Source organism: Glutamicibacter sp. AOP5-A2-18, assembly GCF_052446055.1.
In the GTDB taxonomy this organism is placed as follows: domain Bacteria; phylum Actinomycetota; class Actinomycetes; order Actinomycetales; family Micrococcaceae; genus Glutamicibacter.
The window spans coordinates 1866451-1892169 of sequence record NZ_JBQSVW010000001.1 but is presented as its reverse complement, the minus strand read 5'-3'; the positions used below and the strand labels follow the sequence as shown (position 1 = coordinate 1892169).

Genomic DNA, 25719 nt, shown 5'->3' with positions numbered 1-25719 from the left:
AACGAGTTCATCAAGATCTATGGTGAGATTCTTCGTTTGAAGAACATCTTGACCTCGTTTGATGAGTTTGCTGGAAATGAGATTCTCTCGGAGCGTCAGGCCCAGGATTACCAGTCGGTATATCTGGATCTTTGGAATGAGCGGAAGAAGCATGATTCCGGTGAGAAGGAACAGATTACCAGTGACCTGGTGTTCGAGATTGAACTGATCAAGCAGGTCGAAATTAACGTTGACTACATCCTGCTACTCGTGCAGAAATACCGCGAGGAGCGCGGCGACGGCGATGACAAGGAACTACGCGCTGGCATTTCCCGAGCGATTGATTCCAGCCCTTCCCTGCGCAACAAGAAGGATCTGATCGAGAACTTTGTGGACTCTGTGTCTGTGGATGGCTCGGTTCAGGACGAATGGCAGGAGTACGTGCAGAAGCAGCGTGAGAGTGAACTTGAGGAAATCATTGCTTCGGAGAACTTGAAGCGTGAGCAGACGCTAGGGTTCGTTGATTTGGCGTTCACTGACGGTGTACTGCGCACTACGGGCACAGAGGTCACGAAGATTCTGCCTCCCGTGTCTCGATTCTCGAAAGAGAAGAATCATGGAGATAAGAAGCGCCGCGTGATTGAACGGTTGACTGTATTTTTTGAGCGGTTCTTTGGCCTGAGCGCAGAAGGTAGGAATAGAAATTGACGAACCTAGAAAAGCAACTTGTTCAATGGTCAGACAACCAATCTCCGTGGAAGCAAGACCTGCTTCGGCGCCTGGCCCTCGGTGAAATTCTAGCTGACGCTGATTACCGTACCTATGCTAATGCTGCGGTCAGCATTGAAGTGGACAAGACTGCACCATGGCGATCGAAGCCAGAAGATATGGGGTTATTCGAAGTTTTTAATCCACTGACCGAAGCTCACCTTACAAACATTTCTAGTGAACATGATCCAGTGAAGGTAACTCGCCTGCTTCATGTCCATGGTGCGAATGACCTTGCACCCGGGACAAACCTAGAATTTTCGCCGGACGGCTTGACGATAATTGCCGGTAAAAATGGAAGCGGGAAATCTGGACTTACGCGTATCCTCAAACAAGTGGCGGCCTCCCGCTCATCTGAGAAGATACTTCCCAATGTATTTCAACCGGAAGTTACCCCAAAAGCTGTCGTGGGCTATTCTCTGGGAGATGAATCGCAAGGCGAAGAACTAACATGGGAACACGACTCGGAGCCCATCGAAAGTCCGATGAAGCGCGTTCGTATTTTTGATTCTCATGCTGCGACTGCCCAACTGGCTGGCTCCAATGAGGTCGCATATGTTCCGCCAACATTACAAATTCTTGGCGAGTACACGGAGGCACTTCAAGAAATTGCAACGATTATCGAAAACGACCAAGTTCAGCAGAATTTGAGACGGGCGCAATGGCCCGATCTTGAGAGCGCTGCAGGACTCACGATTTTTGAAAATCTTGGTAAGCAGACTGCACTTGATGAACTTGAAAGAATTTCCGAATTAACTCCAGATGAACTTAAAGAGCTCGATGGCATTCCTGCAAAAATATCAGAGCTGACTACATCTAACCCAGCCACTCAGGCGGTCAAGGCTCGGAACATTGCCATCCAGTTCGCTGGCCTAGCCAAGAATATAGAGACAATCCAGAAAGCGCTTAGTGTTTCCGAAATTACCCTCGCTCAAAAACTCAAGACTGAAGTTCAAAACGCGAAGACGGGATTGGAGGATGCTCGGCGTGGTCTGAATCAGGATGGCATGATCACTGGTACGGGCAATGAATCTTGGCGAAGAATGTGGCTGGCAGCCAAGGAATTCAAAGAATCATCGGACCATGAACATGACTTTCCTCAGGGCATTTCGATGTGCCCTCTGTGCGTCCAGACACTAAATCCAGAAGCAAAGACGCGGTTTGAGCTATTTTCAGAGTTTATGGCAAATGAAGCCCAAAAGAAGCTAATTGCGGCTCAGAGGCTTTGGGATGAAAAGAAGAACAGCCTGTCTAGTCTGACGATTAAAGGATTGGCTCCGGCCGATACTATCGCGCTAGTGGGTACGTACGATGAAACGCTAGCAGAATCGATTGAACCGATATTGACTCGGGCAGAAAGTCTCAGAAATGCGATAGATGAATCATCCCAGACTGATGCAGCCAGTGAGGTTCCTGATCCAGAAAATATATCGGAGTCTCTTGAAGCCCTCGCTAAGAAGATTCGTGAAGCCTCTCAGTCGGAAGAGGACAAAGCAACCAAGCTAGCCGAAATGCATAGCTCCGCAGAAGCAGTTGTCTTGCTTACTAAACGCCAACAGTCCCTATCTTTGCGGCAAAATATTGCAGCGAAGAAAACTGAGATAGGTGCCGAACACGACCGAGCAATTTTGATATCCCGTTTGTCACAAGCGAAGTCTGCATGTGGGACTAGTGGTGCTAGTCGCAAGAATTCAGAACTTTCAAAAGAATATGTGACTGCTGTTTGCGATCGGTTCGCCGAAGAATCAGAAGCCCTTGGATTACACCGGGTTCCTGTGGAACTCGTTTTTGATCGATCTTCTCGTGGCGTAAGCTTCATCAAGGTCAGCATCAAGGGCGTTGGTTCGACGGTAAATGGGGTACTCAGCGAAGGAGAGCAACGAGTAGCTGCAATTGCGGGTTTTTTTGCAGACCTCACTGAATCTGGCGATCAATCGACGCTGGTTTTTGATGACCCTGTGTCTAGCCTTGACCAGGAATTTAGAGTCAAGGTGGCTCAAAGACTTCTGCAAGAAGCTGAAAGTCGACAGGTTCTTGTTTTCACACATGACTTTACCTTTGTTCAATACCTTTACGAAGAGAAAGTCGCACGGGAACGGAAAGCCCATGCTCAAGGTCTTGAGCATTCAGAGACTTTGACATACCTCCATATTGCAAGATCGCCGGAGGGGGCAGGAGTTCCCACCTCAGCAGAGGTTTGGCGTCACGTTAGCGTTAGGGAGCGTTTGGGCCGACTCAGGGAGCGCCAACAAGCAGCCGCAGCCCTTTTTAGAGGGAATGATCTGATCGCCTATGAAAAAGAAGCTCGTGACATTGTGGGGGCGCTTCGTGAGACATGGGAAGTTTTTGTCGAGCAAGAATTACTAAATAATGTTGTTACGCGACACGAACGGAGTGTTCAGACGCAGCGTCTTAACAAAATACTGGAGCTACAAACTTCAGACGTTGCTGCAGTCGAATATGGGATGACTATCGAATCCCGATATATGACAGGTCATGCTGCTCCAGCGTCGGACGCATCAGCACCGGTCGATCCTAGGTGGCTTCTTGGCGAAATTGACTCATTTGCGACGTTCCGTAAAGAGTTCCTTAAGCGAATTAGCAAGTGACATGATTCGCGCAATCGTCTTGTCAGTCAGACTATTCAAGTCGCCGAAGCAATGTACCGCTGAATTGCACTGTAATTCGATCCGATTTGCCGCGCCACTTCATCTAGCGTCAGTCCTGACTGGCGTAGGCGGGTCGCTTGCTTCTTTTGCTTGTCTGTCAGGCCCAGCTTTCGGATCGTTATGCCGTGTTCGTTCAGGATACTGATCACAGTAGTCTTGGAGATCCCAAATGCTTTGCCTACCGTTGCGCTGGCTTCCCCAGCCTCATAGCGGTTTAGAATACCTTGAACCTGCGTTTCAGTGAGCCGGTACTTGATCTTGTGTGGTGCGGGTGTTGACGTTTGTCGGATCCTGGGCTTGGCGGTTTGTCTCTGTTGGCAAAGATATGCCTGCATAGTCTCCACTAATCGCCGAAGGCCATTTTCGTAGTGGTGACCCCTGTTGGAGAGGTCGCTGGCAACCTCCACCAATTAAATCCTGAAATTCTTGGAAAAGAATTTCAGGATTTTCTCGTTTGTAGGCTCATTGATTTCATCAATAGATACGTGTCTTTGAAGGACCAGAGCAGCGGGGACCTCACGCAGAGAGCAGTTGCACAAAACTCGTTGTGTTGCCGAAAGCTTTGTGCACCACTATTTTGATTCTCCTTGCGATACTGGAACAAAGTCATTCAACCAGGAGCACCATGGCACGAATTCAGCGACGCAGCTCACGAGCAAAATACACCGCCAACAACCAGGCATCGACTCATAGCCTGAAGCGAGTGCGATTCATTGATGACGGTGCTGTGGAGACGGCTCCAGCGGACATCACCGCAACTCAAGCTCTTGAATTCAGCCAAACTGGTGACAACAGGATCGCTCTTTCGCTGTACCCAACGCCGAACGAAGCCGATATCCAAGAACTGACCGAGGCTTGGAACCTGCACCCGGTACTCGTTGAAGACCTCTTGCATGCTCGGCAGCGCCCCAAGCTTGAACGCTATGGCGACGTGCTCCTCATCGTTGTTCGTTCCGCGCTGTATCTTGATGAAGCCGAGACAGTTGAACTTTCTGAGTTCCATATTCTCGTCAGGCCTGGCTCCGTTGCGGTCTTTTGCCAAGATCACCGCTGGATTGATGGAACCGACGGTCACGAATTTGCTGAGTCCATCAGTAATGGAAACCTTCAACAACATCAGATGTTGCTCAAAGACCCTAAGCTCCTGCGGCTAGGGGCGGAGGCTGTGCTCTATCGGATATTGGATGAAATTGTTGACGGATACGCTCCAGTTCTTCGCGGACTAGGCATTGATAAGGAACAGATCGAAAGCCAGGTGTTCGGCGGAGATGCAGCCGTCACCGAACGCATCTATCGACTAAGCCAAGAGGTCGTTGATATGCAGCACTCCACGGCGTCCCTGCTTGAGGTAGTGCGTTCACTGGACGACGGGTTCAGTAAGTATCCAGTTCCTGAGGAGCTGCAAACCTATCTACAGGACGTCACTGACCACCTAACTCGCGCTAATACCCAAGCACTTGAGTATCGAGAAGCCTTGTCCCAGATTTTGAACGTGAACGCCACATTGGTCGCCCAACGGCAAAACGAAGACATGAAGAAGATCTCTGGTTGGGCCGCAATTCTCTTCGCCCCGACGCTGATCGCGGCCATCTATGGCATGAATTTCGATAACATGCCGGAACTTCACTGGTCCTTTGGGTATCCCGGTGCGGTGCTGTTCATGGTCGTATTTGCTGCAGCACTATATGGTGTATTCAAATGGCGTAAGTGGTTCTAAGTAGTCGTGGAACTAGGGGAGCGAAGTATTGGTCGAGAAGATTGATTTCAAAAAAGTTAGCCCCGGTTATCGTGCGAAGGCTTCCGAATTTCAAGTACTAACCCTTGAACCCACTCGTTATCTGATGGTTGACGGAACCGGAGATCCCAATACATCCACGGCCTATACCCAGGCGGTGGAGTCGCTATACCCAATTGCTTACAAGCTGAAATTCGCGAGTAAGCAGATCGGGAGGGATTACGTGATGCCACCGCTTGAAGGGCTGTGGTGGGCCGATGATCTGACTAGCTTCACTGATCATAGGGATAAGTCTTTGTGGCACTGGACGCTGATGTTGATGATTCCACGGTGGTTAGACGACGGTGACGCGCTGCAAGCTAAAGAAGCCGCACAAGCTAGCAAGAACTTGCCTGCCGCCGACAAGGTGCGCATAGAAGTCTTGGATGAAGGTCAATGCGTTCAGACCTTGCACGTTGGTACTTACGATGACGAGGGACCGGTGCTCAAGAGCATGCACGAGGATTTCATCCCAAAGCATGGATTGCAGATGACCGGCAAACATCACGAAATCTATCTTGGCGATCCTAGACGAGTGACCCCGGAGAAGTTAAGAACAATACTTCGACAACCTGTTCAATCGCTTTAGCAACTACTAGATGTGGAGCAGAAATTGAGCCAGCAATTAGGACCAGACAGTTTGGTCGAGGACGTCCAGCAGGCGCTGGCCGAGCTGGAAGACCCCAAAGCTAGGGCCATCAACGAACGCCACGGCGATGACTTTGGCGTTAACTTGAGTAAGTTGAGGGCTTTAGCGAAGTCGTTGAAGTCTAATCAGGAACTTGCCGAGCAACTCTGGAACACCCAGGACACAGCAAGCGCTTTGGTTGCCATCTTGATTGCTAAGCCACGTAGCTTCACCCTTGAACAGCTTCTTCAATGGAGCAAACAAGCCAGCACGCCTAAGGTGCAGAGCTGGTTCCTTAGCTACATCGTCAAAAAAACTAAGCTCCTTGAACAGCTTCGATGCGCGCTAATGCTCGAGCAAGACCCAGTCCTAGAAGCAGCAGGTTGGGAGCTGACAGCACACCAAGTGGCCAAGGACCCCGACAAGCTTAATCTTCCAGAACTGCTGGATACCATCGAGCGACGGATGGTCACGGCACCGGACCGCTTGCAGTGGGCAATGAACAATACCTTGGCAAATATCGGAATTGAACATGCCCCGCTTCGTGCCAGGGCTTTGGCAATTGGCGAGAAACTGCAGGTACTCGCGGATTATCCGACGTCACCCGGGTGCACCTCACCATTCGCTCCAATCTGGATCAACGAAATGGTGAAAAGAAAAGCCTAGGTTCAATTCACGGATGAATTGAACCTAGGCTTCGATCTCGACGGCAGTCGTTAACTTTCGTTGCTGACCAACTCGTCGGACTGTTCACGTAAGACTAGTTTGGAAACTAGCCAGATCGCTGCGGTGAGTCCACCGGTCAGTAGCAACTGGGTGCGTGCTGCAGGATCAGTCATGGCGATAACTGCGATCACCGCGAGAACAACCAGAGTTGCGATGCTCAGTGCTGGGAAACCCCACAGGCGCAAAGGCAATTTCTCGCCATTCCTATCTGCCCGGCGTCGCAAGATCAACTGAGTTACCGCGATAAACGCCCAGATGATGATGATCGTTGACCCGACTACATTGAGCAGGACAGGCATGACGGTCTCAGGCCAAATCCAATTCAGACCCACCGCGAGGAATGAGAAAGTGACCGAACTGAGCACGGCCTTGGATGGCACGCCCTTGCCAGTCACGTGGGTGACAGCTCGTGGAGCCAACTTGCGCTGACCCACTGAGTAGAGCATGCGCGAAGCCCCGTAGATATTGGCGTTCATTGCCGAGAGCAATGCAACGACGACCACGGCGTTCATCAGTAGTCCGACACCCGGGACGTTCATAACACCCAAAGCGGCAGCAAAAGGACCGTCGGCAATAGCCGGATCGTTCCATGGCAGCAGTGCCACAATGATGAGGATCGAGCCGAGGTAGAAGAAGAGGATGCGAAGCATCACTGACTTCACGGTTCGCTTGATGTTGCCAGCAGGATCACTCGACTCAGCAGCGGCAATAGAAACAACTTCGGTGCCACCGAAGGAGAAGATCACGATGAGCAGTGCGGCAGCGATCCCGGGCATTCCGCCCGGTGCGAATCCACCGTGAGCAGAAAGATTGCCAAATCCTACGGATGCGTCGGTAGGGATAACGCGTGTCAGAACCAAGACGCCGAAGACCAAGAACGCGAGAATCGCGGCAACTTTAATGACCGCAAACCAGTATTCGAACCGTCCATAGTTCCGAACACCCAATAGGTTCCCGGCGGTCAGGATGACTACAAAGCCGAGCACCCATGCCCATTGAGGGACTGCAGGGAGCCAAGTGGCCGTGATGGCTGCTGCACCGGTAGCCTCGGCGGCGATCACAACGACTAGCTGAATCCAGTACAGCCAGCCTAAGGTGCTCCCGGCGCTTCGACCCATGGCCCTGTGGGCAAAGGTACTGAATGCGCCGGAGGATGGGTGTGCAGCAACCATTTCGGCGAGCATCGCCATGATGACGATGATGACCGCCCCGGCGATCAAGTAGGAAATCAATACTGCCGGGCCTGCGATGGAGATCGCCTGGCCGGATCCAACAAAAAGGCCAGCGCCGATAGCTCCGCCCAGACCCATCATGGAAATCTGGCGTTGAGTCAGCGAAGAGTGGAGCTGGGAAGTCGGAGTTTTTATTGCGGTCATGCGGTGGCCGCCTCTGCGGGTTTGATTGCTGGCAAAGCTGCCAGCACACGATTGACATCTTCTTCGGTGCCGGAGGAAATACGTAGTCCATCACCGGCGAATGCGCGGACAATGACTCCGCCGGAAGCAAGCTGGGCTTCCAACTCGATGGTTTGCTCACCGGCATCAACCCAAACGAAGTTTGCCTGCGACTTCACAACTGGGTATCCAGCGGCCGCTAGAGCCTCATACATGCGTTCGCGCTGAGTCACGACCTCTTCGATGCGTACGGAGAGCTCATCGATGGCAGCTAGGGAAGCTACTGCGGCACGCTGTGCTAGGTCAGAGACACCGAAGGGCACTGCGACTTTACGCAAGTTTTCTGCTACTTTCAAAGGGCTGATTGCATAGCCGATTCGCAGGCCGGCAAGTCCGTAAGCCTTGGAGAACGTATGGAGTACGGCCACGTGTGGGTACTTGCGGAAGAGGGCAAGTCCATCAGCGCGTACGGTGGAACGGTCAAAATGCACGTAGGCTTCGTCGACTACGACAAGGACATCGCGTGGCACAGCATTGATGAAATCATCGAGTGCCTGGGCCTGAACAACCGTTCCAGTCGGGTTGTTGGGATTGCAGATAAAAATGAGGCGTGTTTTTTCGGTAATCGCGTTGAGCATGGCCGGCAGATCGTGACGTGATTCGCTGTCGAGGGGGACTTCAACCGGAGTGGCGCCAGCAATTCGGACCAGTGATGGGTAGGCCTCGAACGAACGCCAGGCGTACATGACTTCGTCACCTTCTGCGGCGACGGCATGAATGATCTGGGCCGCGACTTCAACTGAACCTGCCCCGAGGGTGATGTGCTCAGGGGCGATATCGAATTGGTCGCTGAGTGCATTGGTGAGCTGTGGAGCTGCAATGCTCGGGTAACGATGGATAGTTGCCAGCCCCTCCTGGATGCTGGAGAGCACAGAGGGAAGTGGGCTGTGCGGGGATTCGTTGGAGGAGAGTTTAGAAGCTCCAGCGGGTGCGGGCTTACCCTGCTTGTAAGCGGGTACTTTCTGCAAGGAGGGGCGCTGGTGAAGGGTCATGAGTTTCCTCTCTGATTGCCAAAACAACTTGAGGCTGGCAATCGTTCAAACAGCAAGACCCTTGCAACGACACTCCTTGCAGTGGTCTCGCTCATATTCTCGCGTGTCGCGATTCACAAGCAATGACTGTAGGTTGAGCGATTGAACCGTGCAATCGGAGTCTGAGTACCTATGCAGGCTGCATAGTGGTCATTGCCCACCTGACTATTTTACTAGTCATTCTGCTTAGCCTTTTCCGTCTCGGCCTCGGCCCTAGCGCAAGCGGAGACTAATGGAAGCGTGCGCCCTTGAAAATGTTCATGCAGGGCAAATGAGGATGAGGTCCTTGCCACACCGGGCACGCGGTTGATCCTGTCAAAAATTTCTTGCAGGTCTTCAGCCGTGCGTGCAACTACACGTAATTGCAGATCCGAGGTTCCGGTGACCGTGTACATATCTACGATCTCGGGGATGGACTCTTCTAGGGCCGAAGCGACCGGACCATGCCCGTATCGCTGAATAATTTCTACTTGGCAGAACGCCACCAAAGAGTAGCCGAATCCCGCAGGTTCAATGCGCGGGATAATTCCTTGGATCACACCGGCATCGTGTAGCCGGGTCAACCGACTACTTACTGTCCCTCGGGCAACACCAAGGCGCCGTGCGCATTCCATGACCGGCAGCATCGGTGATTCGGTCAGTAACTCAATAAGGTCCGCGTCTAGGCGGTCAATGCGCACGATAGTCCCTCCGGGGTGTGTTTTTGATATTTCAAGGCTAACTGGCAAACGCGATTGTCTGACTCAGGATGTGCGTGGTTGTAACCCGCGTCACAGGATATGCTGAGCCCAAGAAAGGATCTACGGGAGGGTAACCATGTCAAAGCCAGCATTGGAATCAGTCGCAGGGAAACAGGTATTGGTCACTGGAGCGGCTAGCGGGATGGGACGATTGTTTGCCCGTAAGGCTGCTCTCGAAGGCGCATCCCGAGTGATCATCTGGGACGTTAATGAGGCAGGCTTAGAAGAGGTAGCTGCAGAACTCCGGTTACTCGAAGTTAATGTAGACGCTCAAGTGGTTGACTTGGCTCAGCTGGATCAAATCAAGAGTGCTGCAGCCCAGGCCATCAGCTCCGGCGGTGTGGACATTCTGATCAATAACGCGGGCGTTGTTACTGGATCTCCATTTGAACAACACCGCACCGAGCAGATCACCACCACGATTCAAATCAATACCTTGGCTCCGATGTACATCACTCACGAGTTGTTGTCTCAACTGACGCAACGGGGCACCGGACGCATTCTGACGATGGCTTCTGCAGCAGGGCTGGTGTCCAACCCGAATATGAGTGTCTACTGCGCCTCAAAGTCGGCAGCTTTGGCATGGAGCGACTCGTTGAGGCTGGAGCTTGAAAGCGATCCAGAGATTGCAGTCACGACCATCTGTCCCACCTACGTTTCAACGGGGATGTTTGAGGGAGCGAAACCCATGTTGCTCACCCCAATCTTGCGACCAGAGCAGGTCGTTGAGCGTGCATGGAAAGCCATGCTCTCAGGTACCCCATTGGTGCTCCTACCGTGGACCAGCAGGCTGGGTCAGTTCCTACGCGGTGTCTTGCCTCGCGTCGCCTGGGACTACGTGGCTGAGAACGTCATTGGCGTCTATAACTCAATGGACGAGTTCAAGGGTCGTGATCGAGAGACTACTGATCTGAAAAATCGCTGATTGCTCTTCCAATAATGGAAGCGAGTTCGTAACTTGGAATGACAGCGAGGGATAGGGGACGCAATGCAAAATCTGACGGTAAATCTATGGATGCAAGGAAACGCTGAGGAAGCCGGAGATTTCTACGCAGCTGCGTTGCCCGAAGCTAGATCTGAGGTGGAATCCCGATATCCCACCGAGGGGCTGTTGGACTTTCAGAAACCCTTTGCGGGAGAGGCGCTGACGGTCTCCGTGTGGGTTCGGGGCACGAAAATTACCCTCATTAATGCCGGAAATGAGTTTGACCCGAATCCTTCGATTTCGATTATTCTCAATTTCCGGGCCTCGGAACGAGAGTTGCTGGACAGTACATGGGCGGCGCTCAGCGATGGTGGCCAGGTCATGATGCCACTGCAGCAGTATCCTTTCAGCGAGCACTATGGATGGGTCACTGACCGTTTTGGTGTGTCGTGGCAACTGATGGAATCAGCCCAAGAGATTCAGCCCGGTGCCCAGGTATTGCCAAGCCTTATGTTCTGCGGCCAGGCACAGAATCGTGCAGCGGAGGCCTTGGAATTCTACTCAGACGTCTTCGGGGCAAAGGTCCATATGCAAGTGCCGTCTGGGCAGGCCAATGAAGTAGTACATGCCGAATCAATCATGTTTTCCCAATTTTCGTTGGGTGAGGATGTTCTCTCAGCAATGGATTCAGGGGTGAGTCAACCCTTCACCTTTACCCCCGGTGTTTCTCTGCAATGGGATTGTGAAGGTCAGGCAGAGATTGATCGACTCTGGGATGCATTATCCGCCGTTCCAGAGGCGGAAGCCTGCGGTTGGCTCAGCGACAAATTCGGCGTTAGCTGGCAAATCGTCCCTGCCAACATGGACGAATTGATGAAACGACCAGATGCTTTCCAGCATATGCTTGGGATGAAGAAGCTGGTGATCGACGAGTTCTAAAGTTGGTCAAAAAGAGGAGAGTTGATGCACGCGCCGAAAATCAGACCGTTTACACTGCCCCAGCTGGCGACCGGATACAGCGGTGATTTAGATGGCGGCGAGTACCTAGAACTTCTCCACTTTGACAGGCTTGTAGAACCGCTGCAGGCCCGTGAAGCGCGCCTAGAAGAATGCCTGATCAGTTCGCTGCAACTTGAACAGATCAGCAACGCTCGGTTGATCCAGTGCGAATTGAGACAGATCGACTCACCAGTCATGCAGGCCGCCGGAACGTACTTCAATGACGTACGAGTTGGATATTCACGGTTTGGATCAGCTGACTTTGCGGACGCCGAATTTGATTCCGTGGTTTTTGATAACTGCAAATTTGGTTGGTTGAATTTGCGTGGAGTGAACGCTCGCGATGTTCAGTTTCGCAATTGTCAGTTTGATGAGCTGGACCTGCAAGGAGCAAAGATTCAGCGCATGTCATTCGTGGATAGCCGCGCTGGGCAGCTGTCGAGTTCTCAGGCGACGCTTCGCGAGGTTGATTTTCAAGGATTGGATTTCGGCTTTGTTGATGGACTCGAGGGGCTCCGCGGCGCGCAGATCAGCACAATGCAACTTTCTATGCTGGCCGAACAAATGGCCTCGCACTTGGGGATCAAGCTAGCTAAGTAATTTGTTCGTGGCGCTCTGATAATTCCTTGGCCGTATCTGCAAGTAAGTCTTGCATAGCCGTTGCGGCCCTGGTCAAGGCGACATCTTTACGATGTGCCAGTCCAACGGTTCGTGACAACTGCGGCGCGCGCAACGCAATGGTGCGCAGCCCTGACGATTCAAGTGCAACGGTCGCGGGGACCACCGCAACGCCTAGCCCCTGCTTTACGAACCGCAATACGGCATCCATTTCCCCGCCTTCAACAACGACATTTGGATGAAGGCCTGCGTCTCTATAGGTGCGCATGGTGCTAGCTCGAAGATCGTAGCTGCGCGAGAATGCGATCTGTGGAACAGGGGCTAACGCGCGTAAATCTAGTTCTTCGAGTTCCGGCAAATGCGGATTTGTCGTTGAATCAACAACCACTAGTTCTTCTTTGAATAATGCCAAGCTGTCCAAGTTACTTCCGTTGATCGAGTGCTCTGAAGTGACGATCAGGGCCAGATCCAACAGGCCGCCGTTGAGCTGATCTAGTAACTCTCGTGACCCGGCCTCCGATATCTGTAATTGCACCCCAGGGTATCGATCATGGAACGTACCGAGAGCCTGGGCCACCACTGACACACAAAGTGTTGGCGGCGCACCCAGACGCACCCGACCTCTACGTAAGCCCGCGAGGTCGGCCATCTCGCTTCGGATAGATTCTTCATCGGCAAGCATGCGCCGCGCGCGAGGAAGCAGCGCTTGGCCAGCAGAGGTGAGTGAAATGTTTCCCCTAGCACGGTGGAACAGTTCTGACCCTAGCTCCTGCTCCAACGTCGAAACTTGGCGGCTCAACGAAGGCTGAGTCAGGTGCAAAAGCTCGGCAGCGCGTGTGAAGTGCCCCACCTCGCTGATGGTGACGAAGCCTCGTAATTGCTCTAAATTCATATGCATAGCCTATCGCTATTGAAAGCATGATTATTATTCATTGGACGTATTCTCGGCAAAGGTCGAAGCTGAGAAATATGAGAACAGAAAAGCAAATATCAACTTCAGTCCTCGTCATCGGCACCGGTGGTTCAGGACTAAGAGCCGCGATCGAACTGGCCGAACTGGGCACCGACGTCCTCGCCGTGGGAAAGCGTCCAAAGAATGACGCTCACACCTCACTCGCCGCCGGCGGCATCAACGCCGCACTCGGAACCATGGATGAAGAAGACAGCTGGCAGCAACACGCTGCGGACACCATCAAGGAAAGCTACTACCTGGCGGATCCGCGGACCGTGCAGGTCGTGGCTCAAGGCGCAACCCGTGGCATCGAGGACCTTGAACGCTACGGCATGAACTTTGCACGGGAACACGACGGCCGAATTTCACAACGATTCTTCGGAGCCCACAAATTCCGTCGCACCGCGTTCGCCGGAGACTACACCGGACTAGAAATTCAACGCACACTCATCAAGCGTGCCGAACAATTGCAGATCCCGATTCTGGACTCGGTCTACGTCACCGAACTCTTGGTCGCCGACGGCGTGATTTTTGGAGCGTACGGCTTCGACGTCAACGATGGTACGGGCTACCTGATTCAAGCCGACGCAGTCATCTTGGCCGCCGGAGGACACAACCGCATCTGGCGTCGCAGTAGTTCACGGCGAGATGAAAACACCGGAGATTCCTTCCGTCTTGCCGTAGAGGCCGGCGCCCGTCTGCGCGATGCCGAGCTGGTGCAATTCCACCCCTCAGGCATTATCGAACCCGAATCCGTCGCTGGAACATTGATCTCTGAAGCAGCCCGAGGCGAGGGCGGAATCCTCACCAACGCCTTGGGCGAGCGCTTTATGAAACGCTACGATTCCGAACGCATGGAACTGTCCACCCGCGACCGAGTTGCGTTGGCCGCCTATACGGAAATCAGCGAAGGACGCGGAACGGACAAGGGCGGTGTATGGCTTGATGTCTCTCACCTGCCACGCGAAACCATCATGTCGCGACTTCCACGGGTCTATCAGACCATGCTTGAAGAACAGATGCTCGATATCACCCGAGAAAAAATTGAGATTGCACCGACAGCCCATTATTCGATGGGAGGGGTGTGGGTTGATCCGTTGACTCATGCCAGTGAGGTTCCAGGACTGTACGCCATCGGAGAAGCCTCATCCGGACTCCACGGAGCCAACCGCCTTGGCGGCAACTCATTAATTGAGTTGCTTGTATTCGGCCGAATCGTTGGGCAGGAAGCTTCCGATTATTCACGCTCACTGTCGGTGCACCATCGGTCGCATGAAGCCATAAACAAGGCACGCAGCACTGTGGATTCGCTAGTGAACGCCGACGGTGAGGAAAACGTTCGTTCCTTGCAACGAGCAATTCGGGATGTCATGACCGAACATGCCGGGGTCGTTCGCAACGAAGAGAGCCTAAATCGCGGACTGGAGAAACTGGCGGAGATCGAAGAGAGAATGCAAAACATTGGTATTCATCCGGACATCGCTGGCTACCAAGACCTCTGTCATGCCTTTGATCTCAAGTCTTCTGTTCTAGCTGCCAGGGCAACATTGGAATCCGCCGTGGAACGCAAAGAGACACGCGGTTGTCATAACCGTAGTGATTACCCAATGACGGATCCAAGGTTGCAAGTGAATCTGGTGTGGTCGCCAGAGGGAATTGTTCGTGAAGCGATTCCTGCAGTGCCTGAAGAGATCGAAAAACTGATCACCGAAGTCTCGCAAATCGGCAAGCTGGTCGAATAGGTCTTACTGGACGCGAGAAATCGACATGCTCCTGCTCCTCGGAACGAATAAAATGGCGTAACTTGCCAGTGACGTTCCGGGGAGCAGACTGCGTTCACTTGATAGTAATTCTCCTTCTTTGAACCGCTACTGACCTGGAAAGGCAACAGCCGTAATGAAGTCTTAACTTCATAGAAATAGACACGTGGGGGAGCCGACGCGGTCAATGGGTAAAATCAACATTGTCTAGGGACAATGAATTTTGTCGATGAGTGTTTCGCGGCCGTTTATCGGTCAGAGTACGAAAAGCTCAGAGCAACTGTTGAATGGGGAATCTGTCGATGCATCTAACGCCGCGCGAGCACGAAAAGCTCATGATCGTTGTCGCCGCGGACCTGGCGCGCAGGCGTCAAGAACGCGGACTGAAGCTCAACTATCCAGAAGCTACGGCCATCATCACCTATGAGCTGATGGAAGGCGCCCGTGACGGTCGCACCGTGGCGGACCTGATGAGCTACGGAACCACGATCCTTCGACGTGAGGACGTGATGGAAGGAATCGCCGAAATGATGCATGACGTTCAGGTCGAAGCAACTTTTCCTGACGGCACCAAGCTCGTTACGGTCCATAATCCCATCCGTTAGCATCGACGGTTAGAAAGGCACTGATCATGATTCCCGGAGAATACGTACTTCGCGACGAGCCGATAGCTTGCAACCAGACGCAGAAGACCCGAACGATTAATCTCGTGAACCGTGGCGACCGCCCGGTGCAAGTGGGCTCCCATTTTCACTTCGCTGAAGTCAACCCAAAGCTTGAATTTGACCGTGATTCCGCTCGCGGATTCCGCCTCGACATACCCGCCGGAACAGCGGTGAGGTTCGAACCAGGGGACGCACGCAGCGTTAGGTTAGTCGAATATTCCGGAGCACGAGAGGTTCACGGATTCCGAAATGGGGTTGGCGGTCCACTAGAGAATACCGCCGATCAGACCACAGCCAACGAAGCATCGCAGAATGAGCAGGAGCTGTAATCATGGGCTTCGAAATGACCCGCAAGCAGTACTCGGAAATGTATGGCCCAACCATCGGTGACGCAATTCGCCTGGCTGACACGGAACTGCTTCTAGAAATCGAAAAGGACTACACAACCTACGGAGAAGAAGTTGTCTTCGGTGGGGGAAAAGTCATTCGTGACGGCATGGGACAAAATGGTCGCCTAACCCGAGATCAAAACATTCCCGATACCGTGATCACCAACGTCGTGGTTCTGGATTACAGCGGTATCTACAAAGCAGACGTAGCTTTGCGCGATGGACACATCTTCAAAATCGGAAAGGCTGGCAACCCAGATATCTCTGACGGCGTCGACATCACTATTGGTGCCGCAACCGAGATCATTGCCGGTGAACACAAGATACTGACGGCCGGAGCCATCGACACCCATATTCACTTCATTTCTCCGGGTCAGGTAGAAGCGGCTTTAGCCAACGGCACCACCACTATGATCGGTGGCGGTACTGGACCAGCTGAAGGAACCAAGGCGACCAGTCTGACCCCTGGTTCGTGGAATATCGCACGGATGTTGCAGGCAGTGGAAAACCTTCCGGTCAACATCGGATTTTTGGGTAAAGGGCACGCCAGCGATACGGCACCTCTAGTTGAACAGATTCGAGCCGGAGCCATTGGGCTGAAGATCCACGAGGATTGGGGCGCAACTACATCCTCCATCGACACATCGCTGAATGTAGCCGATGAATATGACGTACAAGTCGCGATTCACACCGATACGTTGAACGAATGCGGCTTTGTCGAAGACACCATTGAGGCGATCGCTGGGCGCGTTATTCATACCTTCCATACCGAAGGCGCCGGAGGTGGTCATGCTCCGGACATCATTCGCATGGCTGCTCTGTCCAACGTCATCCCTGCTTCGACGAATCCCACGCTGCCTTATACAACCAACACGGTTGATGAGCACCTGGACATGCTCATGGTGTGTCACCACTTAAATCCCGATATACCCGAGGATGTCGCCTTCGCCGATTCACGCATTCGTCCTGAAACTATTGCTGCCGAGGACGTTCTGCACGACATGGGAGTATTTTCCATTACTTCATCGGACTCGCAGGCCATGGGCCGCGTGGGCGAAGTGGTGCTACGTACCTGGCAGGTAGCGGATTCCATGAAACGCCAGCGCGGTAAGTTAGCCGGGGATCCAGAGAATGGCGACAATGCGCGGCTGAAGCGCTACGTTGCCAAGTACACGATCAATCCTGCAATTGCGCAAGGAATTTCAGATTCCATCGGTAGCGTTGAGGAAGGAAAGTTCGCTGACCTGGTGCTGTGGGATCCTGCGTTTTTCGGTGTGAAACCAGACCTGGTGATCAAGGGTGGCATGGTCGTGCAATCGATTATGGGCGATTCAAATGCTTCGATTCCAACCCCACAGCCGCGCACGCTCCGCCCTAGCTTTGGTGCTATGGGTTCGGCAGTTCATTCCAGCTCCATCACCTTCATGTCCCAGGCGGCCATTGATGACGGGGTCCCGGAGCAGTTGGGACTTCGCAAGATCATTCGACCTTGCCACGGCATCCGCAACCTCACCAAGGCTGATCTGAAGCACAACGGGCAGACCCCAGAGATCAAGGTTGATGCTCAAACCTATGAGGTTTTTGTTGATGGTGAACTGGCCACCTGCGAACCGTCCAAGGAACTGCCGATGACTCAACGGTATTTCCTGTTCTAGCAAGAGCTATCGCATGAAAGTTTTTGAGAAGGAGCACAATGATTATTGAAAAACTCGTGGGAAACATCCATGAGGAATCCGCCGATCTGCTTGCCGACAGGCATCACGAGAAGGTGGTTCTGCCCAGTGCGGATCTGGTCAAACGAATCCAACGGGTTAGCACTGACCATGGGCGAGAACTAGGGCTTCGGCTAGCGCCGGGACCGGATTTGAAAGACGGTGATATCTTGATGATTTCAGATTCCGAGCTCATCACCATTTCTGTCTTGCCTACAGACGTTTTGGTTATCGCTCCACAATCAATCTACGAGATGGCTTTCATCGCTCATTCACTGGGCAATCGTCACCTGCAGGCACAATTCTTCGATATTGAATCGGAGTACAAGGCTGAGGTGATGGTGGTGCAATACGACCATACTGTTGAGGACTTCTTGAAGCATCACCACGCTCCATACGAACGTCAGGAACGTGTTATGCCTGTTCCTTTCCGACATGCAGAACACACCCACTAGCTCTGGGCATCTGCTGACCTTATTGCAGCTTTCGGATTCTGCTCTTCCCACGGGCGCCTTCAGTCACTCGTTTGGAATGGAATCCTATTTGGAATCAGGTCAGGTTCAGGATGAACATAGTTTTGCCCTGTGGCTTCGGCAGTTTCTAGCGCAATCGTTGGCCTATACAGATGGCTTGCTACTTCGCTTTGCTTTCGAAGCTGAAGATAAGGAACGCATTATTGCGCTGGACTCAATGATCCATGCTTCGGCACTGCCTAAGCAGCTACGTCTGGCGGCTCAAAAAATGGGTGGGCGGATGTTGGCCGTATCCTTGGCAGGATTTGAGGTGCCTGAGCTGCGAAGCTATGGACAAGCGATACGTTCGGGGCGGTGCGTAGGGCATCCGGCCATCGCTTTTGCGTTGGCCGCTCGCGGAGCCGGAGCACCGCTGGCGGATGCGCTGAGCAGCTACTTGTTTTCGACAGCGATAAGCCTGACACAGAACGCAATTCGTGCCATTCCGCTGGGGCAAGATGCCGGGCAACGGGTGATCCGTTCGATGCACGAAGCCGTTGGTGAAACAGTTACCAAAATCTTCACCCTGGATGACCAAGATTTGGGTGTGGCCGCACCGGGACTCGAGATCGCACAGATGCGACATGAGCACCAGCGCGCACGCATGTTCATGTCTTAAAACATCTGCCAAAGACCGTTGACGCGGTCCGAACTAATTTGAGGAACACACTTATGGAACCGATTCGTATTGGTATCGGAGGCCCCGTGGGCGCCGGAAAGACCCAACTAATTGAACGCATCACCCGTGCACTTGACGGGGAGATCTCGATGGCGGCGATCACCAACGACATCTACACCATCGAGGACGCAAAAATTCTGGCAGCCAACGGAGTGCTGCCGTTGGACCGAATTGTTGGGATTGAAACTGGCGGTTGCCCACACACCGCTATCCGCGAAGACACTTCGATGAACGAAGCGGCCATTGAAGACCTGAAAGCAAAGCATGAGGACTTGCAGGTCATCTTCGTTGAGTCTGGTGGCGATAACCTTTCAGCCACGTTCTCGCCAGAGTTGGTTGATTTTTCTATTTACATCATCGACGTGGCCCAGGGGGAGAAGATTCCCCGCAAGGCAGGCCAGGGCATGATCAAATCGGATCTTTTCATCATTAATAAGACAGACTTGGCCCCTTACGTTGGAGCGGACTTGTCGATTATGGAATCTGATTCCAAGCAATTTCGAGGCCACAAGCCGTTCTGCTTCACTAATCTGAAGACAGATGACGGACTCGAAGAGGTCATCACTTGGCTCAAGCGCGACGTTTTGATGACGGATCTTGCCTAGTGGACCAGTCTCGACTCACCGGTGAACTGGCGCTGCGTATTGAGCGCAGGGCGGGTAAGGACGTCGCCACCAGCCAGTTTCATCAAGGTGCCCTGCGGGTTTTGCGACCCCACTATCTCGATAGCACCCCGCAGGTCTGTTACACCGTAGTTAATCCCGGAGGCGGGTATCTTGGCGCCGATACGTACGGCGTTGACGTGCAGGTTGCGGCTTCGGCCAGCCTTCTATTAACTACGCAGTCTGCAACAAAGATCTACCGCACGCCACAGGGTGAAGCGCTCTCACGTATGATCGTTGAGCTAGAGCAAGACGCAGTCCTAGAGTATTTGCCCGATCAGCTTATCGCTTATCAAGATGCAAGTTATCGGCAAGAAACCGTCGTGAAGATGGACAGCTCCAGTTCACTGGTCATCTTCGAAGTAATTACGCCTGGCTGGAGCCCTGACGGACAGTTATTTCGTTATGATCGAATCCGTTTGCGCACCGAAATTCACGTGGACGGTGAGCTGGCAGTACTCGACAATCTATTGGTAGAACCGGGAGCCCAAGCCGTAGAGTCGCTCCTGTATTTGCAGGAGTACACCCATGTGGGAATGCTTCTGGCGGTGGATTCACGGATCGATTCTCAGATGGTTGAATCCTTGAGAGACGTTGCCTACGAGGTTGCTGAGCAACAAAGTGAGCCCGTGCATGTTGGGGTTTCCGAGACTGCTACCTCAGGGCTGTCGGTACGAACCTTGGGTACATCAACTGAAGGTGCCACCGCAGTGTTGATGAGTATCGTCAACGAGTTGCGTCAGCGTTTGCGCGGTCAGGCAGCTGTACAACTGCGTAAGTACTGAGTCCTTATCGTCGTTGTAATTGATCTAGGGCCAGAACCTCATCGCAGGTATTGGCAAGTGAACTAAGGTCATGCGACGCGATGATGACTGCGGCACCCCTCGACGCTCGGGCACGCAGGACCTCAAAAACGGCACCTGTCGTTTTTGGGTCTAAGGCGGACGTCGGCTCATCACAGAGCAACACCTTTGGATCTAAACTGATCGCTCGTGCCAGCAGTGCTCTTTGCAACTGACCATCCGAGACTTCCGCCGGACGCCGTTCCAAAAGGGTTTCGGGTAGTTGGGCCTCGGCACAAAGTTGGAGTACGTGGTCTCGATAGCGCTTTTGATTAGGTCTCGACCGGCCGTCCCGGAAAGACAAAGGTGTACAGATCGTTTCGGCCAAGCTCAGGCGAGGATCTGCATAATTCCTAGGATTTTGGGGGAGCAAACCGATGTTCTGGCGCAGTCTTGCAGGGATTTTCGATTTGTTGGTTCCTGCCGAGACCACCGTTCCGCTGATCACAACGTTTCCCGAGTCCGGCAAGTGCAGTAGAGAGGCCACGGACAGCATTGTCGTTTTGCCCGCCCCAGAAGGCGCCGTAATTCCAACGACTTCTCCGGCGGCCACAGTCAGTGACGCTGACGATAAGATCATTTGTCCGCCACGACTTACAGTTACCTTTTCAAGAGTCAGGCTCAACGCTTTGCTCCTACACTGTCGGCCTGGATGGTGACGAGTTGCCCGTGATCCATCACGTGCACAACATCAGCCATGTTTTCGGCCAGATCATGGTCGTGGGTAACGATGAGGACGATCGCGCCCCGTTGAGCTGCGCCGCGCAGAATGTCAGCCACAATCGTTCGGGTCGTGTTATCCAGTGCGCTGGTTGGTTCATCGAGCAAGATGCATTTCGGCTCTGAGACCAGTCCGAGAGCCAGAACCGCACGTTGAGCCTGTCCACCGGATAGTTGGTGCGGATACAGATCTAGTAGGTGTGGCTCTAATCCGAATCCTTGCCAGTACCCAATGAGGTCAGGATTGCTGGTTGGGCGTAACTGCTGACGGAAAGTTCGTTTGAGCGCCGAACGCAACGTGCGTACTGGATTGAGGGCGGTGGCTGCAGAGCCGGGGATGAATACAAGTTCTTTACCCAAGAGCTTTCCTTCAGCGGCATTTTTGTACGATTTTCCGTGGAAGGTCAGCATGGAATTGGCCTCCAGACTTTCAGGAAGTAGTCCTGCGATGGCTCGCAAAAACAAGGTTTTCCCGGCCCCAGATTCTCCAGTGAGCGCATGGATAGTTCCGGGGGAGGCACAGAGCGAAGCCGAACGCACTAGATGACTTGTTCCGGCTGTAACCGACGCCGTGATTTGTAGCCCGGGCGCGGATATCTGCTTTTGGAATTGCCCGGATGATTCTTTGGATAATGCCGCCGGTGCCTTGTGGCGAGCACCCTGTTTTGGTTCGTGGAGATGATGCGATCCGGTCGTGGCCGTCCAACTGGCCAGGATCAACGCTATGGACGGGAATACGAGCAGCCACCACGCGCCGGAGAGAATCCCGCTGCGGGCGTCTTCGAGTAGCAGCCCCAATGAAGCTGACTGTGCAGGTAGCCCCACGCCGAGAAACGACAGTGCGGACTCATGCCACATGGCGTGTGGTATCTGAAGGGCGAAAGCGATTGTGGCCTGCGGTAGCACGGCCGGGATGAGGTGAGTTCGCCACAAGGCTAGTGGCCGTGCACCTGTCGCGAGACTCAGTTGCACAAATCCACGTTCGCGCTCCGAGAGGAGCTTGGCACGCAGTAGCCTGGCGGTTTGAGTCCAATGAGTGAGTGCAATGGACAGCACAATGGCCCAGATCTGCCCTGGCCACAAGGCCAAAATGACTACGGAAAGTAAAAGGTGCGGAATCGCATTGAGTACATCAATGAGTCGCGTGATGATTCGGTCGGCCCATTTACCGGAGGTGACCGCCACTACCGCAGCAAGAATCCCCAAAAGCGTCGAGAAAACTGCAGCGCCGATGGCCATCACCAGCGAGACGCGCAATGCAGCGGCTGTGCGGGACCAGAGGTCGCGTCCAAGTTGGTCTGTACCAAACCAATGACTGGGGCTTGGGGGCTGATACACCGAGGCGAGATTCACTGTATTTACCGCTGTAGGATCCAGCGAGGGAACCAACAGCGCGTATGTCAGCAGCGCAGCCCCAATGATTGCTACAAACCAGGAGTAACTGGACTTAGTCATTGTTCACCCGGGCATCCGCTAGTAGGTATGCGGCATCGGCTAGGGCATTGCCTGCAAAGACCGCCAGCGCAGAACAAGCAGTGACCGCTGCCAGCAGAGCGAAGTCTCCTGCTATGGCTGAACCAACAACTGCTGAGGCGATACCTGGCCAGGAAAAGATGGTTTCAATTAGTAGGGCGCCGGTGATCAATTCGCCTAGACGAGCACCAATGACCGTAATAAAAGGAAGTTGCGCTTGGGGCAAGGCTTCGGCAAGTAACACCTGTTTTGCACCTCGACCGCGGGCAGCCAAGACCGAATCAGAATCTACTGCTTCCAGCAGCGAAGTGCGCAAGTTTAAAAGCAGCCAGGGCAACAAGCTAATTGCCAGAATGACTGCCGGCAGGAATAAGTGCGACAGTATCGATGTGGGCGTCGGGGTCATGCCTGCTGCCGCTACACCTGAGGTGGGCCAGCCTAGCGGCAAAGCAAATACGGCGATGGCTACCAGCGCCAGAACAAATACTGGAACCGACTGCGCCAGCTGCCCGATGGCCTGAACCAAACGATCAATTAGTTGGTTGCGATAACGAGCGGCTGCCAAAGCCAAAATCAGGGATAAGAGGATTGCTAGGATCAGGCCGGTGCCGGTAAGAAGCAACGTGTAAGGAATGCGTTCAAGTAGCACCTGGCCTACCGGCCGAGAGGCCGTGATGGAAATGCCAAAGTCACCGCGGATCGCATGCGTGATCCAGTGAGTCCAGACTTGAAGCCAAGGCTTGTTGAATCCTAGTTCGTCTCGAAGCTGTTCACGCAGTTCGGGGTCGGTATGCGCATAGCTGGAACCAAGGTAAGTTGCCAAAGGATTAAACGGTGCAATGCTTGCTAGCGCGAAGACCGCGGCGGTTAGCCCGGCTGTGACCGGAAGGGCTACGAGCAGGCGTCGCAGAACCAGCTTGCCAGCTAGAGCCCACCGACTTGAATGAGTCGTCATCGTCATTTTTTGCTCCACGCGCCGATTTTGGCCCAAGGTCCCCATGCGGTGCCGTGCTCATGCGGTTCAAGAAGTGTGCCGGTGGTGTTCCACATATTGTGGACGTCGTTGCGCTGAACATAGCTGTGATCAATGAAAGCGATCAGAAGCATTGAAGGATCTTTAACGTAAAGATCCTGAACGTCTTTGTACGCTGTAGCGCGGGTGTGTGGATCAGTGCTGGTACGTCCTTGATGAAGCGCCTGATCCATTTTTGCGTTGGAGAAGTGGCTTGGGTTGTCGTAGTACGCTCCGGCCTCGGGATAGCTGGAGTGCAGCATTTTGTAGAGCTGCGTATCTACGTCGTATGGAGTGTCTCCGCCGCCGAGCATGATGGAATCTGTACTCACGCGTGGTTCAGCCTGGTCAAAGGTCGCTGGCTGGACTGAAATCTTGATGCCAAACTTTTCGAGTTGGGAAGCCAGCGCCAAAGATAGGTCTCTGCGTAATGTGTCGCCAGGATTGTAGAGCAAGGTGAATTCGGCCCGTTGCCCATTTTTGGTCCGTATGCCATCTTTGTTCGAGACCCAGCCGGCATCATCTAGTAGTTCTTCGGCTCGCCGCGGGTCACGGGTGAAGACTGCCTTGGAATTGTAGAACTGCCCATATTCCGGTGGCACAAAGGTGTAGGCAGGGCGGCCTGCCCCCGCCAATACACCGGAGATCATTTCTTCCCTGTTGATCGCCAGGTTCAGGGCTAGGCGAACCTTTGGATCCTTGGTAAACGGGTGATCGGCCGGGAGCGAGATGCCGCGCCAGTCAGCGCTGGAGGCAGTAACGACTTCGTATCCTTCACGTTGGGCAAAGCTGGCTGCGAGGCGAGGAGGTAAAACGGTGCCAGTGAAATCGGAACTAGCCATCGCTTGAGTTCGAGCGTTGTCGTCTTCCGACTGAGTGTAAGAAACTTTTTGAACGTCCGGCGGTCCGTCACGGTAATTCTTATTGGCGCTCAAGGTGAGTGACGAGCTGTCGAAATGATCGAGCACATAGGGACCGGTGCCTACTGGCGATCGGTTCAGTGAAGACTCACTGATTGGTGTACCTTCATGGATCAGTTCAGAAGGGGCAATACCGACGAGCAAGGAAGTCTTAAACGAGACTTGCGGTTCATGGAGGGTGAAGCGCACACCGTCTTTGCCATGGGTTTTGACCGTTGCAAGATTTTCCAGCGTGCTCGCTAGGGGAGAGGCAGTGCGTGGGTCTTTGATTGCCTGATAACTAGCGACGACGTCGGCTGGATCCAGCGTTGTCCCATCGCTGAAGTTGATGCCATTTCGTAGCGTAATATCCCAAGTTAATCCGTCGGCGGAAATCTTAGGATCTTTCTGGGCCAAGAGCGGAACGATTCGCGGCAGCGTGTCAGATTCGCCCTCTAGAGTGAATAAGGATTCGTTGATTTTTCCCACGCCATTGTTATCAAAACCTGCCAGTGGATTCAGTGAGTCCGGTAGTGCTGGAGTGAGCAAATTTACCGTTGGTTTCACCGATGCATCAGAAGTAATTGCTTGGCAGCCGGTGCATGCAATTACGATGGGAAGCAGAATCGCTACGGCGCGGGACACGGGCTTGCGCACGGGCACAGGTCCTTTCCAAGCAAAAGGGTGTTTGATGATCTCAGAATACATGTGTTCAGCTGGACAGATGTCTGTGTTACTCGGAGTCGTAGCGCCCTTTGAAACGATGGTGAACCGTGGCTGAAGAAGAATTAGAAAGAATTGGCTCTGACGCGCTCGCGAAGGTGCATCAGACGATTCCGGAATGGATCGAAGTTTTTTCTTTATGTGCCGACGAAACGCGTATCAGGATACTTATCGCCATGCACGCAGCGCCGGGTTCGTCGGTTAGCCAGCTAGCCGAGGCGACGCAACTTTCGGCCAACACGGTCACCCAGGCACTGGCTACTTTGCACCGCGCTGAAGTGGTGCAGGTGCAACGTGACGGCAAATACCGTAGGTGGCAGCTGATTCATCCCGGAATCCATCAACTCTTACATCAGCTTGAAGCGCCGCATTCGAAATTGCATCCCGAACATCAGGTTTAGCGTCTTT

25 protein-coding genes are annotated in these 25719 nt (G+C 53.3%); 17 read left to right on the top strand and 8 right to left on the bottom strand.

Annotated features, from left to right (window positions below; translation table 11 throughout):
* The first annotated feature begins 9 nt into the window (after positions 1-9).
* The 5 genes from ACT3RW_RS08990 (at position 10) to ACT3RW_RS08970 (ending at position 6484) form a co-directional block, all read left to right on the top strand.
* Entirely contained in the window at positions 10-687 is a 678-nt protein-coding gene (locus ACT3RW_RS08990) for a type I restriction endonuclease subunit R, EcoR124 family (protein ID WP_444614630.1), read from the top strand.
* Positions 684-3356: an AAA family ATPase gene (locus ACT3RW_RS08985; protein ID WP_444613524.1), complete on the top strand. Its 2673-nt coding sequence runs from the start codon at positions 684-686 to the stop codon at positions 3354-3356. The genes ACT3RW_RS08990 and ACT3RW_RS08985 overlap by 4 nt, the downstream gene beginning before the upstream one ends.
* Before the next feature lie 685 nt (positions 3357-4041).
* Positions 4042-5133: a magnesium and cobalt transport protein CorA gene (locus tag ACT3RW_RS08980; protein ID WP_131088343.1), complete on the top strand. Its 1092-nt coding sequence runs from the start codon at positions 4042-4044 to the stop codon at positions 5131-5133.
* A 28-nt stretch (positions 5134-5161) separates the two neighbouring features.
* Positions 5162-5779, top strand: a complete 618-nt coding sequence (locus ACT3RW_RS08975) for a GyrI-like domain-containing protein (RefSeq protein WP_444613523.1) — start codon at positions 5162-5164, stop codon at positions 5777-5779.
* A gap of 24 nt (positions 5780-5803) precedes the next feature.
* Complete coding sequence (locus ACT3RW_RS08970) at positions 5804-6484, top strand: DNA alkylation repair protein (protein ID WP_444613522.1); 681 nt, start codon at positions 5804-5806, stop codon at positions 6482-6484.
* A 50-nt stretch (positions 6485-6534) separates the two neighbouring features.
* Here the strand turns inward: ACT3RW_RS08970 and ACT3RW_RS08965 are convergent, their stop codons facing one another.
* The 3 genes from ACT3RW_RS08965 to ACT3RW_RS08955 all read right to left on the bottom strand — a co-directional run bounded on the left by ACT3RW_RS08965 (position 6535) and on the right by ACT3RW_RS08955 (position 9709).
* Positions 6535-7920 carry an amino acid permease gene (locus tag ACT3RW_RS08965; protein WP_444613521.1) on the bottom strand — a complete coding sequence of 462 codons (1386 nt, stop codon included), beginning with the start codon at positions 7918-7920 and terminating at the stop codon, positions 6535-6537.
* Positions 7917-8990, bottom strand: a complete 1074-nt coding sequence (hisC, locus tag ACT3RW_RS08960; protein WP_131088339.1) for a histidinol-phosphate transaminase — start codon at positions 8988-8990, stop codon at positions 7917-7919. Before hisC ends, ACT3RW_RS08965 begins: the two co-directional genes overlap by 4 nt.
* Before the next feature lie 212 nt (positions 8991-9202).
* Entirely contained in the window at positions 9203-9709 is a 507-nt protein-coding gene (locus ACT3RW_RS08955) for an Lrp/AsnC family transcriptional regulator (RefSeq protein WP_131088338.1), read from the bottom strand.
* A 136-nt stretch (positions 9710-9845) separates the two neighbouring features.
* Between ACT3RW_RS08955 and ACT3RW_RS08950 the strand changes: the two genes are divergently transcribed.
* From ACT3RW_RS08950 to ACT3RW_RS08940, 3 genes are all read left to right on the top strand, one after another.
* Positions 9846-10694 carry an SDR family NAD(P)-dependent oxidoreductase gene (locus ACT3RW_RS08950; RefSeq protein WP_262197615.1) on the top strand — a complete coding sequence of 283 codons (849 nt, stop codon included), beginning with the start codon at positions 9846-9848 and terminating at the stop codon, positions 10692-10694.
* A 63-nt stretch (positions 10695-10757) separates the two neighbouring features.
* Entirely contained in the window at positions 10758-11633 is an 876-nt protein-coding gene (locus ACT3RW_RS08945; protein WP_444613520.1) for a VOC family protein, read from the top strand.
* 24 nt (positions 11634-11657) lie between these two features.
* Positions 11658-12293 (top strand): pentapeptide repeat-containing protein, encoded by a 636-nt coding sequence (locus ACT3RW_RS08940; RefSeq protein ID WP_131088335.1) that lies wholly within the window; start codon positions 11658-11660, stop codon positions 12291-12293.
* Here the strand turns inward: ACT3RW_RS08940 and ACT3RW_RS08935 are convergent.
* The gene (locus ACT3RW_RS08935; RefSeq protein ID WP_262197617.1) at positions 12286-13203 is read right to left on the bottom strand and encodes a LysR family transcriptional regulator; all 918 of its coding nucleotides are present in this window, start codon (positions 13201-13203) and stop codon (positions 12286-12288) included. The two genes, ACT3RW_RS08940 and ACT3RW_RS08935, sit on opposite strands and share 8 nt — an antisense overlap.
* A gap of 77 nt (positions 13204-13280) precedes the next feature.
* On the opposite strand from ACT3RW_RS08935, the gene ACT3RW_RS08930 reads away from it, so the two are divergent.
* The 8 genes from ACT3RW_RS08930 (at position 13281) to ACT3RW_RS08895 (ending at position 20427) form a co-directional block, all read left to right on the top strand.
* Positions 13281-15005: an FAD-binding protein gene (locus ACT3RW_RS08930; RefSeq protein ID WP_444613519.1), complete on the top strand. Its 1725-nt coding sequence runs from the start codon at positions 13281-13283 to the stop codon at positions 15003-15005.
* 320 nt (positions 15006-15325) lie between these two features.
* Positions 15326-15628 (top strand): urease subunit gamma, encoded by a 303-nt coding sequence (locus tag ACT3RW_RS08925; protein WP_444613518.1) that lies wholly within the window; start codon positions 15326-15328, stop codon positions 15626-15628.
* 26 nt (positions 15629-15654) lie between these two features.
* Positions 15655-16017, top strand: a complete 363-nt coding sequence (locus ACT3RW_RS08920; RefSeq protein WP_444613517.1) for an urease subunit beta — start codon at positions 15655-15657, stop codon at positions 16015-16017.
* A gap of 2 nt (positions 16018-16019) precedes the next feature.
* Entirely contained in the window at positions 16020-17732 is a 1713-nt protein-coding gene (gene ureC / locus ACT3RW_RS08915) for an urease subunit alpha (RefSeq protein WP_444613516.1), read from the top strand.
* A gap of 38 nt (positions 17733-17770) precedes the next feature.
* The gene (ureE, locus tag ACT3RW_RS08910; RefSeq protein ID WP_444613515.1) at positions 17771-18244 is read left to right on the top strand and encodes an urease accessory protein UreE; all 474 of its coding nucleotides are present in this window, start codon (positions 17771-17773) and stop codon (positions 18242-18244) included.
* 88 nt (positions 18245-18332) lie between these two features.
* Complete coding sequence (locus ACT3RW_RS08905; protein ID WP_444613514.1) at positions 18333-18920, top strand: urease accessory protein UreF; 588 nt, start codon at positions 18333-18335, stop codon at positions 18918-18920.
* A 53-nt stretch (positions 18921-18973) separates the two neighbouring features.
* Positions 18974-19585, top strand: a complete 612-nt coding sequence (gene ureG / locus ACT3RW_RS08900) for an urease accessory protein UreG (RefSeq protein WP_131088327.1) — start codon at positions 18974-18976, stop codon at positions 19583-19585.
* Entirely contained in the window at positions 19546-20427 is an 882-nt protein-coding gene (locus tag ACT3RW_RS08895) for an urease accessory protein UreD (RefSeq protein ID WP_444613513.1), read from the top strand. Before ureG ends, ACT3RW_RS08895 begins: the two co-directional genes overlap by 40 nt.
* 4 nt (positions 20428-20431) lie before the next feature.
* Here ACT3RW_RS08895 and ACT3RW_RS08890 read toward each other — a convergent pair whose 3' ends face one another.
* From ACT3RW_RS08890 to ACT3RW_RS08875, 4 genes are read right to left on the bottom strand one after another with little or no spacing between them, the layout of a single operon-like run.
* Complete coding sequence (locus ACT3RW_RS08890; RefSeq protein WP_444613512.1) at positions 20432-21064, bottom strand: ATP-binding cassette domain-containing protein; 633 nt, start codon at positions 21062-21064, stop codon at positions 20432-20434.
* 41 nt (positions 21065-21105) lie between these two features.
* On the bottom strand, positions 21106-22659 hold the full coding sequence (locus ACT3RW_RS08885; RefSeq protein WP_444613511.1) for an ABC transporter permease subunit: 1554 nt from the start codon (positions 22657-22659) through the stop codon (positions 21106-21108).
* Entirely contained in the window at positions 22652-23638 is a 987-nt protein-coding gene (locus ACT3RW_RS08880) for an ABC transporter permease (RefSeq protein ID WP_444613510.1), read from the bottom strand. Before ACT3RW_RS08880 ends, ACT3RW_RS08885 begins: the two co-directional genes overlap by 8 nt.
* Positions 23635-25245, bottom strand: coding sequence for an ABC transporter substrate-binding protein (locus ACT3RW_RS08875; protein ID WP_444613509.1), 1611 nt, complete (start codon positions 25243-25245; stop codon positions 23635-23637). The genes ACT3RW_RS08880 and ACT3RW_RS08875 overlap by 4 nt, the downstream gene beginning before the upstream one ends.
* 116 nt (positions 25246-25361) lie before the next feature.
* On the opposite strand from ACT3RW_RS08875, the gene ACT3RW_RS08870 reads away from it, so the two are divergent.
* A complete protein-coding gene (locus ACT3RW_RS08870) occupies positions 25362-25712 on the top strand; it encodes an ArsR/SmtB family transcription factor (protein ID WP_131088322.1) in 351 nt (116 codons plus the stop codon).
* Positions 25713-25719 lie beyond the last annotated feature (7 nt).

Bases quoted from the DNA above. Each gene is read 5' to 3' on its own strand.
- ACT3RW_RS08980 (WP_131088343.1), top strand. From the start codon at position 4,042: ATGGCACGAATTCAGCGACGCAGCTCACGAGCAAAATACACCGCCAAC.
- ACT3RW_RS08965 (WP_444613521.1), bottom strand. From the start codon at position 7,920: ATGACCGCAATAAAAACTCCGACTTCCCAGCTCCACTCTTCGCTGACT.
- hisC (WP_131088339.1), bottom strand. From the start codon at position 8,990: ATGACCCTTCACCAGCGCCCCTCCTTGCAGAAAGTACCCGCTTACAAG.
- ACT3RW_RS08950 (WP_262197615.1), top strand. From the start codon at position 9,846: ATGTCAAAGCCAGCATTGGAATCAGTCGCAGGGAAACAGGTATTGGTC.
- ACT3RW_RS08945 (WP_444613520.1), top strand. From the start codon at position 10,758: ATGCAAAATCTGACGGTAAATCTATGGATGCAAGGAAACGCTGAGGAA.
- ACT3RW_RS08940 (WP_131088335.1), top strand. From the start codon at position 11,658: ATGCACGCGCCGAAAATCAGACCGTTTACACTGCCCCAGCTGGCGACC.
- ACT3RW_RS08935 (WP_262197617.1), bottom strand. From the start codon at position 13,203: ATGAATTTAGAGCAATTACGAGGCTTCGTCACCATCAGCGAGGTGGGG.
- ACT3RW_RS08930 (WP_444613519.1), top strand. From the start codon at position 13,281: ATGAGAACAGAAAAGCAAATATCAACTTCAGTCCTCGTCATCGGCACC.
- ACT3RW_RS08925 (WP_444613518.1), top strand. From the start codon at position 15,326: ATGCATCTAACGCCGCGCGAGCACGAAAAGCTCATGATCGTTGTCGCC.
- ACT3RW_RS08920 (WP_444613517.1), top strand. From the start codon at position 15,655: ATGATTCCCGGAGAATACGTACTTCGCGACGAGCCGATAGCTTGCAAC.
- ureC (WP_444613516.1), top strand. From the start codon at position 16,020: ATGGGCTTCGAAATGACCCGCAAGCAGTACTCGGAAATGTATGGCCCA.
- ureE (WP_444613515.1), top strand. From the start codon at position 17,771: ATGATTATTGAAAAACTCGTGGGAAACATCCATGAGGAATCCGCCGAT.
- ureG (WP_131088327.1), top strand. From the start codon at position 18,974: ATGGAACCGATTCGTATTGGTATCGGAGGCCCCGTGGGCGCCGGAAAG.
- ACT3RW_RS08890 (WP_444613512.1), bottom strand. From the start codon at position 21,064: ATGATCTTATCGTCAGCGTCACTGACTGTGGCCGCCGGAGAAGTCGTT.
- ACT3RW_RS08885 (WP_444613511.1), bottom strand. From the start codon at position 22,659: ATGACTAAGTCCAGTTACTCCTGGTTTGTAGCAATCATTGGGGCTGCG.
- ACT3RW_RS08880 (WP_444613510.1), bottom strand. From the start codon at position 23,638: ATGACGATGACGACTCATTCAAGTCGGTGGGCTCTAGCTGGCAAGCTG.